Here is a 12,310-nt window from a genome sequence, read left to right as displayed (position 1 = left end):
AATTCGATCATCACTTCTAAAAGATTGTAAAATATTATGTCATTGGTGTCATTGGAATCACAGGAATTCCTTCAAATGTTGAACCTTATGCTGAAATAATCAGAAGAATGACTGAACTTATCATCCGCGAGGCAGCGTATATGGAGAAAAAAGAATGGGAACAAAGGGGACTTGAATCATTTGCTGCTGACCTTTCTCCTCCGTGACTGAATAATACAGGAAAGAGGTTCTATAACATTATAGAACCTTTTTGAAATATCCGAATATTCAAATAGTGTATAATATAGGAATAGACCAAAAAGAATAGGAGGAGTTTTTTTGAAAGTGTCCTTGTTCATTACATGTTTAGCAGATGTATTCTATTCAAATGTCGGTAAAAGCACGGTTGAATTGCTTGAAAAGCTTGGCTGTGAGGTTGATTTTCCAAAAAACCAGACATGCTGCGGCCAGCCTGCCTATAATAGCGGGTATCATAAGGAAACGAGAGAAGTGGCAAAGCATATGATCAAAGCTTTTGAACAATCAGATTATGTAGTCGGTCCTTCTGGTTCTTGCATAGCGATGCTTCATGAATATGAGGAACTTTTTGCATCAGATCCTGTTTGGAAGATGAGAGCAAAGCAGCTGGCTGAAAAATCATATGAGCTGACACAATTTTTAGTAGATGTATTAAAAGTAGAAAATGTAAATGCCAGCCTGACTGCTCATGCAACTTATCATAAATCCTGTCACATGACACGACTTCTTGGAGTGAAGGATGCACCGGAAAAACTTCTACAAAATGTAAGCGGTTTAACTACAACATCATTGCCTAATAGTCATGATTGCTGCGGATTTGGAGGAACTTTTTCCGTTAAAATGGTTCCCATTTCTGAGCAAATGGTCGATGAAAAGGTCAAGCATATTCAAGATACAGAGGCAGGACTATTAATAGGTGCGGATTGCGGCTGTTTAATGAATATTGGAGGCAGAATCAATCGCAAAGGAATCCCAATAAAAGTCATGCACATAGCTGAAGTGCTGAATAGCGAGGTGAAATAAAATGCCGATGAAAATTGGAAACGAGGCATTTTTTGATCGAGTAGAAAAAGGTGTGAATAACGCTTTTATGAGAAATGCGGTTGCCTCTGCACAGGAGAGAATGCAGGGAAGGCGTCTCCAGGCAACTGAAGAGCTCGGGAACTGGGAAGAGTGGCGTAAGCTTGGGGAAGAAATCAGAACACACACGATGGTAAACTTGGATTACTATTTAGAACAATTAAGCGAGAATGTAGTAAAGCGTGGCGGTCATGTCTTTTTTGCAGCAACAAAAGAAGATGCCAATAAGTACATAACAGATATTGCGGTTTTGAAACAAGCGAAAAAGGTTGTTAAATCAAAGTCGATGGTAACAGAAGAAATCCATTTAAATGACGCTTTGGAAAAAGCAGGCTGTGAAGTGATTGAAACCGACCTCGGAGAATACATTCTTCAGCTTGATGACCATGATCCGCCTTCACATATTGTTGTTCCTGCACTTCATAAAAATAAAGAGCAAATACGTGACACTTTTAAAGAAAAAAGAGGCTATGAAAAGACCGAAATGCCCGAAGAACTTGCCTTATTTGCAAGAGAGCAGCTTCGCAAGGATTTTCTCAGTGCAGATCTTGGCATTACCGGATGCAATTTTGCAGTTGCAGAGTCAGGCTCTATAAGTTTAGTTACAAATGAAGGCAATGCAGGGCTCGTGACCGCTCTGCCAAAAACTCAAATAACCGTAATGGGAATGGAACGGATTGTTCCCACTTGGGAAGAGCTTGATGTGTTAGTGAGTTTGCTTTGCAGAAGCGCAGTCGGTCAAAAATTAACGAGCTATATTACTGGATTAACAGGTCCAAGAGACAACGGAGATGCAGATGGACCTGAAGAATTTCATTTAGTTATCGTTGATAACGGCCGTTCAAATATATTAGGCACTGAATTTCAGAGTGCGCTTCATTGCATTCGCTGTGCAGCATGTGTAAATGTATGTCCAGTTTACCGTCATATTGGAGGTCATTCCTACGGATCGATTTATGCTGGTCCAATTGGCGCCGTGCTCTCGCCGCTGCTTGGAGGTTATGAAGATTACAAAGAACTTCCATATGCATCTTCCCTTTGTGCAGCTTGCACCGATGCATGTCCTGTTAAGATTCCTCTCCATGAACTCCTGATCAAACACCGCAGAAAAATCGTTGAGGATGAAGGCAAATCATCTTTCGGGGAAAAACTGGCAATGAAAGGCTATCAATTGGCTGCAAGTTCACCAAATCTGTATGGCGCTGGAACAAAATCAGCATCAACGGTCATGTCGCCATTTACAAGTGCCGGCAGCATCAAAAAAGGACCTGGACCGATCAAGCCATGGACAGATGTCAGAGATTTTCCCGCACCAAGCAAAGAAAGATTCAGAGATTGGATGAAGCAAAGGGAGGAGAATGGGCATGGAAAGAGGTAAAATTCATAACCGCGAACCCTTCCTTGAAACAGTTGCAGCAAAACTTGGCAGAAATAGAAGAAAGTCGATTGCAAAACCAGTATGGTCAATCGCTCCTCAATGGGGCGTTCTAAAAGATGCAAATCCTGATCAGCTAGTAGAGGTGCTGAAAAAACAATGTCGGTTAATCCATACTCAGTTTATTGAAACATCAGCCGAGGAACTTTCTGATAAGATTCGTCATGTTTTTAGCGAATATGAAGTTAATTCAGCAGTCATTCCTAATGATGAGCGTTTTCGCGAATTTGGACTTCATGATGAAATAGATATAGCTTGGCCTATAGAAGGAATTGATGTTCATAAATGGGATCCTGCGCTTAAAGAAAAAAATATTACAGCATCTGAAAAAGCGGATATAGGAATTACATTCAGTGACATTACTCTTGCTGAATCAGGTACTGTTGTCCTGTTCAGTGATGAAAACAAAGGGAGATCCATAAGTCTGCTTCCGAAAACCTATCTTTGCATCATCTCAAAAAGTTCAATTGTCCCTAGGCTAACTCAAGCGGCCGAACAAATTAGCTCTCACATTCAAAGGGGAAAACATCTATCTTCATGTGTTGACTTTATTACAGGGCCAAGCAATAGTGCAGATATTGAACTTAATCTTATTGTTGGTGTCCATGGACCGATTAAAGCAACATATATTGTTGTTCATGATAAATAGAACTTATAAAAACCCCGTCTGCCCTAATAGCAGCCGGGGTTTTATACTTATTCGAATAATTTCGGAATTCCATTAATAAGCGAGTATCCGCCCATAAGTGCCATGGCTACGACGATCAATGCGCCAAATATAGTTAACCATACAGGATGCTTATAATCACCGACAATTTTCTTTTTATGTGCAGCAATCAGCATTACTCCAAGGGCAATCGGTAAAATTAATCCATTGAGCGAACCTACCAGAATAAGAATTTTAACAGGTTCACCTACTATAGCAAATATAAAGGTTGAAACTGCAATAAATCCCACAATAAACCATTTGTGATATTTCTCAATGATTGGATTGAAGGTTCTTATGAATGAAACAGATGTATAAGCAGCACCAACTACAGAGGTCACAGCAGCTGCCCACATAATAATTCCGAACATTTTGTATCCGACATTTCCTGCAGCGTGCTTAAATACAGAAGCCGGGGGATTGGCAGGATCTAAAGTCAACCCTTGAGCAACAATACCTAAAGCAGCTAAGAATAAAAATATGCGCATGATGGATGCAATGCCAATTGCAGAAATGGAGCTTTTTGTAACTTGAGGCAGGGCTGCTTGTCCCTTAATGCCTGCTTCAAGCAATCGGTGTCCTCCTGCAAATGTGATATATCCTCCAACCGTTCCTCCTACAAGAGTGACAATCGCAAGATAATCAATGGTGTCAGGCATAACTGTTTTTATTGCTGCTTCAGCATAGGGGGGCTGGGCCGAAACCATGACGTAAATGGTAAGGGCGATCATGACAAATCCCATTACTTGTGCAAAACGGTCCATCACTTTACCGGCTTCTTTTACAAGAAAGATACCAATTGCGACGATTCCGCTTAGAATGGCTCCTGTTTGAGAGGACATCCCGAACATAACATTTGTGCCAAGTCCAGCTCCGCCGATATTTCCTATATTAAATGCTAATCCCCCAAGTACGATTAGGATAGAGATGAAAAAACCAAGTCCAGGTAAGACAGCATTCGCTATATCCTGTGCTGGTTTTTCGGCTACTGCAATGATGCGCCATATGTTTAGCTGCGCACCAAGATCAATTATGACAGACATTAAGATGACAAACCCGAAACTCGCAGCAAGCAGCTGTGTAAAATGAGTTGTTTGAGTTAAAAATCCAGGTCCAATGGCTGATGTCGCCATTAAAAATGCTGCTCCCATCAGGAGACTAAGGTTTGATTGTTTTTTCATGATGATTTCCTCCTGAATTTATGAATCAATATGACCACTAATTTTGCGAATCTTGATTCCTGCATCCTTCAGTGCACCTGATATGTATTTTGCAAACTCGAGGGCATGTGCGCCGTCACCATGGATACATATTGTATCTGCATTAATTAAAATGTCTTTGCCAGACAAAGCGGTTACTTTACTTTCTTTAACCATTCGTATCACCTGGCTGACTGCTGTTTCATGATTATCAATAATTGCTCCGCGTTCGCGTCTCGAAGTTAAGGTGCCATTTTCCTGATAGGTTCTGTCAGAAAAGACCTCGTTCGCTGTTTTTAATCCGATTCGATTACCGGCTTTAATTAGCTCACTCCCAGCGAGGCCAAAAAGAATCAGATTTCCATCTACTTTATAGACAGCCTCTGCAATTGCTTCTGAAAATTCATGATTCACAGAAGCCATATTATAGAGAGCACCGTGAGGTTTCACATGCTGAAGGGATCCGCCTTCTGAAGCAGCAAATGAGGATAATGCTCCAATTTGATAAACAATCAGGTCATACACTTCAGAAGGCGTAAGTTCTATGTTGCGTCTTCCAAACCCAGCCAGGTCATTAAAACCAGGATGAACCCCGATTCCAACGTTTTTCTCGATTGCAAGCTTAACAGTCTTCCTCATCGTAGTCGGGTCTCCAGCATGAAAGCCGCAAGCGATATTAGCAGATGATACATAATTCAAGATCTCTTCATCATTGCCCATTTGATAGGCGCCAAAGCTTTCTCCCATATCACAATTTAAGTCAATCAAATGCATGAAATATCATCTCCCTAACTAGTTTTCAGCAGCAATCCCTGTTTTAATTGCTGGATTTTCTTTTCTCTATTTAAATAAAGCTGCTGTGCTTCATCTAAAGAAATCTCGATAAATTGTACCCTTTCCCCAGGTTTTAATTGAGAAATGAAAGGCAGATCTATTGAGGCGATTTGAGCAATTTTTGGATATCCTCCTGTCGTTTGACGGTCTGCAAGCAAGACGATAGGATTGCCTTCGGAAGGGACTTGAATCGTGCCGAAACTAACCGCTTCTGAAATCATCTCTTGCTCTTTATCAAGTTTTAATACTGGCCCTTTCATTCGATATCCCATTCTGTCTGATTGAGGCGTAATTTCAAACCTTTCAGTAAAGAAATTCGCTTTGCTTTCCTCTGAAAAATCATCGAATTGTCTGCCTTTTATTACGCGTATGTTCCGTTCCTGCTGTTGAAAAGGAAAAAACTCAGATGACACAGACCAATCTATTTCTGAAAGAGAGAGTGATGGATTATAAGCTTCAAGCTGTTTCTTTGCTTGTAATGACATTTCCCCAATTGATAGTATGTCCCCATTTTTTAATGCCCTTCCATTAAATCCGCCGATGCCTGCCCGTAAATAGGTTGACTTGCTTCCCATTACTTCAGGAACATCAAAACCTCCAGCAACAGCTACATATGCTCTGCACCCCAGCTTTGCTGAGCTGAATGTAAGGATACTGCCTTTCTTTACAATGATAGGGCGCCGCATACGAATGGGCTGATCGTTTAGGACAGGGGACATATCGCCTCCGCAAATCGAAATGAGCGAATCTTTTTGAAATTCAAAGTGAGCCCCAAGCAAAGTCATTTCAATCGCCGCTTCATGTTCATGATTTCCGACAAGCATGTTGGCAATTCTGAGTGAGAGCGTATCCATCGCTCCGCTTGCAATCACACCGTATTGCTGAGAACCGTATCTTCCAGAATCTTGAATGGTGGATAAGAGGCCGGATTTTTTTACTGTAATGGTCACTCGGTTTCCTCCTTTACTTCAAGATATTGTTCATATGAAATCGGTTTAAATTTGATTGTATCTCCTGCTTTTAATAGAGTAGGAGTTTCACTTTCAGGCTGAAACAGCTTAACTGGAGTTTGTCCAATTAATTGCCATCCTCCAGGTGTTTCGATTGGGTATATTCCCGTTTGAGTGCCTGCAATTCCAACCGAACCAGCAGGTATTTTTAAACGGGGGGATTTCCTTCTTGGGGCAGCAATTTTCTCAGACATTCCGCCGATGTAGGGAAATCCAGGTGCAAAGCCGATCATGTAAACTAAATATTCATTGGCTGAATGTATTTGGATAACCTCATTGACAGAAAGACTGTTATGTTCTGCAACAAAATTCAAATCCGGTCCAAGCTCACCGCCATAGCAAACGGGTATTTCAACCGTTCTTCCAACAGAAGAATTCGAAGAGTTTAATTTTTTCATTGATTCTGTTATGTATGCAGAAACAATCTGATAGGGAAGTGCATGCTGATTTGTCTTACTCACTTTTAATGGATTATAAAAGAGAGTTACCGTTGTAAAGGCTGGAATACATTCGATCACCCATTCTGGTGACTTCTTATTGAAATATTCGAAAACACGCTGTACATGTTCATGAATATTCATTTCAATTTTTTTCCCAAGCTCAATAATAATTGCATTATCACCCAATGGCGACAGGTTAAATTCCATTTCAGCACCTCCTTTAAAGATTGTATAATCATGAATAAGAAATACATAATTGATGTAGTTCATCTTATAATAAGATTGCTGAAAATTCAAATACCACCTGATTCAAATTGGGTTTGACAAGATAAGGAAAATGAGGTAAATTTGAAGCAAGCTTTTTAGTTCTCCATTTATATCATCCTTTAAAAAAGGGGTTTTGAAGTATGTTAGGTGTCGTTCTTAACTAATCCGTAATTTCATACGGTCATCTCTGTACATGGCTGCAAAAAATTGTGTTTTGCAGCGCTTATTTAAGTATGTTCAGAATGATGAGTTAAGAACAAATCATAGCATATGAGAAGGAACCTGCTCAGCTGTGTTTATTTGCACAGTTTTTTATTTGTCCAAATAATAGGATGATAGCAGGGAATGGAGAAAAGCGCTCTATTTACCATTTCAGCCGCATTGAACATTTGTTCATTGCGGCTTTTTTACGTTTTTTAAGGAGGAGTATTCAAATGAACGAACACACTTTAAAAATTTTAGATTATGAAACAATAAAAGAAACAATCAGCACTTATGCGATGACTGAATCAGGCAGGCAGAGGGTTTTAGCCATTATGCCATTGTACAATGTAAAACAAATACAGGCACTTTTAGCAGAGGTTGACGAAGCTTCAGTCATTTTAGGCAAAAGCTCAAGTGTACCCATTTCTGGACTAGATGGAATAGAGACGATTGTAAAGCAATTTAATAAAGGAGTTGCACTAAGAACTCATCACTTTACAAAGCTCTTGTCATTTATTGAAGATGGATTAAAAATGAAACGATTTATGAAAGATAAAGAAATGCTTGCACCTCGTGTGTCATCTTACGTTTATGGGATTGAGGAACTTCCGGAGATCGCTTCTGAAATTAGAAGATGCATCCGGAACGGCAGAGTTGACGACATGGCAAGCAAGGAGCTTTCAAAGGTGAGAAAGCAGCTTGCCATTGCGAATGATCGTTTAAAGGATAAGCTGAACACTATTATCAAATCTGCAAAATATAAAACCTATTTGCAGGATGCAATCGTAAGTGAACGCGGAGGGCGCTTCTGTGTCTCTGTTAAAAAAGAGTACAAGGGAAAAATAAAAGGTTCGATTCTAGATTCTTCCGCTTCTGGCTCGACGCTGTATGTTGAGCCTGAGGAAGCAGCTTCCATTCAAGATCAAATCAATCTTTTGCTTACACAGGAAGAGGTGGAATCGGAAAAAATATTAAGTTATTTAACGGGCTTAGCAGAATCAAGTGAAAAACAGCTTCTTCAATCTTTAGAAGTAATGGTGCACTATGACGTTTTATTTGCAAAAGCTAAATACAGCAGGGTCATCGGAGGCAGTGCTCCAGCCATTCATGATCAAAAGACAATTTTCCTGAAAAATGCCAGGCATCCGCTGATTGGCGATAAAGCGATTCCGCTTAATCTTGAAATTGGCAAGAACTATCAGGCTCTAGTAATTACCGGACCAAATACAGGGGGGAAAACAGTTGTATTAAAAACAGTAGGACTGCTCGTTTTAATGGCACAATCCGGTTTTCATATCCCTGCAGAAAAAGAAAGTTCAATCGGCATTTACCAGCAAATATTGCTTGACATCGGTGACGGTCAAAGCATCGAACAAAATTTAAGCACATTTAGTTCACATATAACTAACATTATTTCAATTTTAAAGAAAACGAATGAATACAGTCTTGTCCTGCTGGATGAATTAGGTTCAGGGACTGATCCAGGTGAAGGAATGGGGCTTGCAAGTGTGATCCTTGAGAAAATCCATCAAAAGGGCGCTACAATGCTTGCTACCACACATTATAGTGAAATCAAGGATTTTGCAGAAAGAGAAGAAGGTTTTATCAATGGCTCTATGGACTTTGATATTGAAACCCTGCAGCCTACCTACAGCCTGAAAATTGGGAAAGGAGGAGAGAGCCAGGCTTTTTCAATTGCACTTCGTTTAGGAATGCACCCGGAATTAATTGAAAAAGCTCATGCTATCACATATAAAGAAAATAAAAAGTATGGAAAAGATCAGCAGTATGACAGTTTCGAAAAGAAAGAACTGGAAAAACAAGTTTCAGTTAATCGATATAAAGCAAAGCAGCATAAGCCTAAACAAATAGAGGTAAAATCGTACAACAAAGGAGATAATGTGCTCATTAAAGCAACAAATGAACATGGTATTGTCTACAATGGTCCAGATAACGGCGGGAATTACATGGTTTTTGTTAAAGGCGTGAAAAGGACGATTAACCAAAAAAGAATTCAGCTTCATATTTCTGCGGAAGAGCTTTATCCAGAGGATTACGATTTTGACATTATTTTTGAATCTGCAGAAAATCGAAAAAAGGCTGTACAGATGAGGAAGAAGCATTCAGATTTGACGATCGATCATGAATAGAAAGAAGAGGGACATCAGTGTCCCTCTTCCTTCTCCATCTCTTGATTGTCTTCATCAATGACGTCACCATCTGTTTCTTCTTCCACTTCTTGCTCAACATCATTGTTCAATTCATCCTGTTCACCGTCATCACAAGCGGCTAAACCGCCAAGCATGATTGCAAGTGTAATTCCGCTCGTTAGAAATTTCTTTTTCCAGGTCATATATTTTTCCTCCTGAGATTGAATGGTTATGGTACTTAAATACCCACAATCCATTACACTAAACGAATGGATGGAAAGATTCCGGGTAGAAGGGATGTACTTCAAATGGAAAACGTCGATAAGAGAAATCGCTTAGATGAAGAGGTTTTTGTTATCTGGTGACAAAAAACCAAAGCGTCATCATTTATTGGTTAGGAAAGCAAGGGAAGGTTTTAAAAGGAAGGGAAGCTGAGAAATTACTAGCAAGTGAAGCACAGGCAGTAACGAAAAAAGATATCCAGCTTCTTTTAGCAAAAGCTACTGGAAATTTCAAGAGAGGGAAAAACTAAAGCGGAGGTGCCTTGGTCAGCTCCGACAGGCAGAAAAGGAACTGACAGAAAAGTCCGGTTTTGACTTTACTGGCAGATCCGTTCTGACCGAGGAGTTAGGCACCGGAGCTGGATGCAGATAAATATATTTTATAATCCACCACCTGTTACCTTTTATAATCTCTTAAACAACGAGAAGAGAAGCCTATAAATTCAGGCTTCTCTTCTTTCATTATGAAATGAATCTAATAGAATGTTTTTCCTTTTGAATGTTATTCTGAAATTATCTTGTTCTCTGACGTTATGGCTTCGGCTGCCAATAGTGCACCAACTGCCTGTAAATAGCTTCCAAACCAACCAAATGCTCTTCCTTTTTCGAGCATCTTTCTAAGAAAATAAATACCGCTGACACCATCGATTGCAGCACCGCCAGCGATTAATAGATATCCAGCCGTCAGCTGTTCTTTATACGCACTATCTTCATCTAAGGATGCTCCGATTGCTTCTGCAGCCGCGCCAAGTGCCTGAACTGCATTCCCAATTACATCAAGATAATGCCCATCTCTTCTTTGATCATTCAGAAGATACACTCTAGCAGCAGCATTGGCAGAATTTCCTGCAAATTGGAGCCAGCTTCCAAACACACTCACCTTATTTTCTGGAGTATTCGATCTGCCTATCGCCTGCAATGCATTTCCAGCTGCTTCAATTCCATTTCCAGAGCCTGTTAACTTAAATGATAACTCTTCTTTTCCAACAAGGTTTACGCTTTCCCCAGATGCATTGATGAGAGTGCCCGCAACAATGAGCCAGGCACCGATTATATCTAGATCAAATTCTGTCTCGTCCATTGCAAGTCACCTCAGTTTCATATCGATAAGAATTAACAGACATTACAGCATATGACTATTAACAAAATTGTTGAAATAATGAAGAAGTTTTAAGTCTGATATACCATCATCATTGAATCTAATCGAACTCAAGCTACTGCGCCTGAAAATCGAAAATCAGCGTCAGCACGTGAACAAGGTTTTTATTTTCATTACTTTATACATAAATGCAGCATTTCTGCCTTTTTGTGTGTATTTATTTATTTTTGGACGAAGGCATTCGATAAATTCAAAGTCACATTTACACGTTGATATACCCCGGTCCAAACAACGGTCATGCCGCATGCAGCATGCATCAACATCATTAATAGGAAGTCCGGGACCGCTGCAGCCAGGACCGCACCATCTGTAATCAGGAAAGATGCATCGGGGTTTTCTTTTTTGAATCTTTTTGCCGGACATTTAAAGCGCTCCTTTATTTATTTCATATAGATTATCTTATGTTGTGCAAATATATTCGATATGGCAAAAACCCCATTATTCCGTGAGAATATTGACTTTATAAATTTTTGCAATCACCCTTAAAAAAAGACAGGCTGTTTCTTCCTTCTTAAACTGGGTAATATATAAATATTTACTTGCAGCTGATCTTCAGTCACAGCACTTCCAGAGAGTTTCAGCAAAAAGAAGGGGGAAGAAATGAATGAAGTTAACATCTGAACAGCGTATTCAATTACATGAATTTAATAATCTGACAAAATCTTTAAGCTTTAACATGTATGACATATGTTATACGAAAACGAGAGAAGAACGTGAGGCATACATTCGTTATATTGATGAACAATATAATGCGGAAAGATTAACGAAAATCTTAAAAAATGTAACGGATATTATCGGAGCCCATGTGTTAAATGTCGCCCAGCAAAATTATGTTCCTCAAGGAGCAAGCGTCACAATTTTGGTTTCAGAGGGACCAGTAGTGGAAGTGCCTACTGAATCTTATGACGAATCACCTGGTCCGCTGCCTGATTCTGTAGTCATGCAGCTCGATAAAAGCCATATAACGGTTCATACATATCCAGAGTATCACCCTAATGAGGGGATCAGCACGTTCAGAGCAGATATTGATGTATCAACCTGCGGTGAGATTTCACCTCTTAAAGCACTCAATTATTTGATCCATTCTTTTGATACAGATATTATGACTATGGATTACCGGGTAAGAGGCTTTACAAGGGATATAAACGGAGAAAAACTTTTTATCGATCACGATATCAATTCAATCCAAAATTACATCCCTGAAAATGTGAAAGACGCCTACGATATGATTGATGTAAATGTGTACCCTCAAAACATCTTTCATACAAAGTGCAAGCTGAAGGAATTCGATTTGAATAACTATTTGTTCGGATATACGAAGGACAAGCTCAGTAAAAATGAACGAAATGAAATCGCAGACCGGTTAAAAATTGAAATGGATGAGATTTTTTATGGCAAAAATATGAGTCCATTTTCAAGATAAGGGAGAGGGCAAGCCTGCTGCAGCGGGATTGCCTTTATCTTTGTTGCTTTTAAAAATTCAAAAGATGAATTATGATAAGTAAAATATAGGTGAGAGAAATTCGG

The 12,310-nt window shown here is 39.6% G+C and carries 13 protein-coding genes; 7 read left to right on the top strand and 6 right to left on the bottom strand.

Annotation, left to right across the window (positions count from 1 at the left end; translation table 11 throughout):
- Nucleotides 1–23: 23 nt before the first annotated feature.
- From CYJ36_RS06830 to CYJ36_RS06815, 4 genes are all read left to right on the top strand, one after another.
- Nucleotides 24–206 carry a sugar diacid recognition domain-containing protein gene (locus CYJ36_RS06830; protein ID WP_101566139.1) on the top strand — a complete coding sequence of 61 codons (183 nt, stop codon included), beginning with the start codon at nucleotides 24–26 and terminating at the stop codon, nucleotides 204–206.
- 112 nt (nucleotides 207–318) lie between these two features.
- Nucleotides 319–1,041, top strand: coding sequence for a (Fe-S)-binding protein (locus CYJ36_RS06825; RefSeq protein ID WP_101566136.1), 723 nt, complete (start codon nucleotides 319–321; stop codon nucleotides 1,039–1,041).
- A 1-nt stretch (nucleotide 1,042) separates the two neighbouring features.
- Entirely contained in the window at nucleotides 1,043–2,476 is a 1,434-nt protein-coding gene (locus CYJ36_RS06820) for a LutB/LldF family L-lactate oxidation iron-sulfur protein (protein ID WP_101566134.1), read from the top strand.
- Nucleotides 2,463–3,182 (top strand): LutC/YkgG family protein, encoded by a 720-nt coding sequence (locus tag CYJ36_RS06815; RefSeq protein WP_101566131.1) that lies wholly within the window; start codon nucleotides 2,463–2,465, stop codon nucleotides 3,180–3,182. Before CYJ36_RS06820 ends, CYJ36_RS06815 begins: the two co-directional genes overlap by 14 nt.
- 47 nt (nucleotides 3,183–3,229) lie before the next feature.
- Here the strand turns inward: CYJ36_RS06815 and CYJ36_RS06810 are convergent, their stop codons facing one another.
- The 4 genes from CYJ36_RS06810 to pxpB are packed head-to-tail and all read right to left on the bottom strand — an operon-like array spanning nucleotide 3,230 to nucleotide 6,929.
- A complete protein-coding gene (locus CYJ36_RS06810; RefSeq protein WP_101566129.1) occupies nucleotides 3,230–4,420 on the bottom strand; it encodes an NRAMP family divalent metal transporter in 1,191 nt (396 codons plus the stop codon).
- Nucleotides 4,421–4,438: 18 nt separating this feature from the next.
- Nucleotides 4,439–5,212, bottom strand: coding sequence for a LamB/YcsF family protein (locus CYJ36_RS06805; protein WP_101566128.1), 774 nt, complete (start codon nucleotides 5,210–5,212; stop codon nucleotides 4,439–4,441).
- Nucleotides 5,213–5,226: 14 nt separating this feature from the next.
- Entirely contained in the window at nucleotides 5,227–6,222 is a 996-nt protein-coding gene (locus CYJ36_RS06800; RefSeq protein ID WP_101566127.1) for a biotin-dependent carboxyltransferase family protein, read from the bottom strand.
- The gene (gene pxpB, locus CYJ36_RS06795) at nucleotides 6,219–6,929 is read right to left on the bottom strand and encodes a 5-oxoprolinase subunit PxpB (protein ID WP_101566522.1); all 711 of its coding nucleotides are present in this window, start codon (nucleotides 6,927–6,929) and stop codon (nucleotides 6,219–6,221) included. Before pxpB ends, CYJ36_RS06800 begins: the two co-directional genes overlap by 4 nt.
- Before the next feature lie 494 nt (nucleotides 6,930–7,423).
- Between pxpB and CYJ36_RS06790 the strand changes: the two genes are divergently transcribed.
- Entirely contained in the window at nucleotides 7,424–9,343 is a 1,920-nt protein-coding gene (locus CYJ36_RS06790) for an endonuclease MutS2 (RefSeq protein WP_101566125.1), read from the top strand.
- Between the two features lie 14 nt (nucleotides 9,344–9,357).
- Here CYJ36_RS06790 and CYJ36_RS06785 read toward each other — a convergent pair whose 3' ends face one another.
- Nucleotides 9,358–9,546, bottom strand: coding sequence for a hypothetical protein (locus CYJ36_RS06785; RefSeq protein ID WP_101566123.1), 189 nt, complete (start codon nucleotides 9,544–9,546; stop codon nucleotides 9,358–9,360).
- Between the two features lie 158 nt (nucleotides 9,547–9,704).
- On the opposite strand from CYJ36_RS06785, the gene CYJ36_RS06780 reads away from it, so the two are divergent.
- Nucleotides 9,705–9,875: a hypothetical protein gene (locus tag CYJ36_RS06780; RefSeq protein ID WP_374702785.1), complete on the top strand. Its 171-nt coding sequence runs from the start codon at nucleotides 9,705–9,707 to the stop codon at nucleotides 9,873–9,875.
- Nucleotides 9,876–10,126: 251 nt separating this feature from the next.
- Here the strand turns inward: CYJ36_RS06780 and CYJ36_RS06775 are convergent, their stop codons facing one another.
- Nucleotides 10,127–10,705 carry a DUF6944 family repetitive protein gene (locus tag CYJ36_RS06775; protein ID WP_101566121.1) on the bottom strand — a complete coding sequence of 193 codons (579 nt, stop codon included), beginning with the start codon at nucleotides 10,703–10,705 and terminating at the stop codon, nucleotides 10,127–10,129.
- Between the two features lie 682 nt (nucleotides 10,706–11,387).
- On the opposite strand from CYJ36_RS06775, the gene speD reads away from it, so the two are divergent.
- Complete coding sequence (gene speD, locus CYJ36_RS06765) at nucleotides 11,388–12,206, top strand: adenosylmethionine decarboxylase (protein ID WP_101566116.1); 819 nt, start codon at nucleotides 11,388–11,390, stop codon at nucleotides 12,204–12,206.
- Nucleotides 12,207–12,310: the final 104 nt, after the last annotated feature.

It is taken from the genome of Bacillus sp. UMB0893 (assembly GCF_002858905.1).
Lineage (GTDB): Bacteria > Bacillota > Bacilli > Bacillales > Bacillaceae > Bacillus_P.
This window is presented reverse-complemented; position numbering and strand designations above follow the sequence as displayed.

What these genes read in the sequence shown, in the direction of transcription:
- CYJ36_RS06820 (WP_101566134.1), top strand. Translation starts at nt 1,043, where the DNA reads ATGCCGATGAAAATTGGAAACGAGGCATTTTTTGATCGAGTAGAAAAA.
- CYJ36_RS06815 (WP_101566131.1), top strand. Translation starts at nt 2,463, where the DNA reads ATGGAAAGAGGTAAAATTCATAACCGCGAACCCTTCCTTGAAACAGTT.
- CYJ36_RS06810 (WP_101566129.1), bottom strand. Translation starts at nt 4,420, where the DNA reads ATGAAAAAACAATCAAACCTTAGTCTCCTGATGGGAGCAGCATTTTTA.
- CYJ36_RS06805 (WP_101566128.1), bottom strand. Translation starts at nt 5,212, where the DNA reads ATGCATTTGATTGACTTAAATTGTGATATGGGAGAAAGCTTTGGCGCC.
- pxpB (WP_101566522.1), bottom strand. Translation starts at nt 6,929, where the DNA reads ATGGAATTTAACCTGTCGCCATTGGGTGATAATGCAATTATTATTGAG.
- CYJ36_RS06790 (WP_101566125.1), top strand. Translation starts at nt 7,424, where the DNA reads ATGAACGAACACACTTTAAAAATTTTAGATTATGAAACAATAAAAGAA.
- CYJ36_RS06785 (WP_101566123.1), bottom strand. Translation starts at nt 9,546, where the DNA reads ATGACCTGGAAAAAGAAATTTCTAACGAGCGGAATTACACTTGCAATC.
- CYJ36_RS06775 (WP_101566121.1), bottom strand. Translation starts at nt 10,705, where the DNA reads ATGGACGAGACAGAATTTGATCTAGATATAATCGGTGCCTGGCTCATT.
- speD (WP_101566116.1), top strand. Translation starts at nt 11,388, where the DNA reads ATGAAGTTAACATCTGAACAGCGTATTCAATTACATGAATTTAATAAT.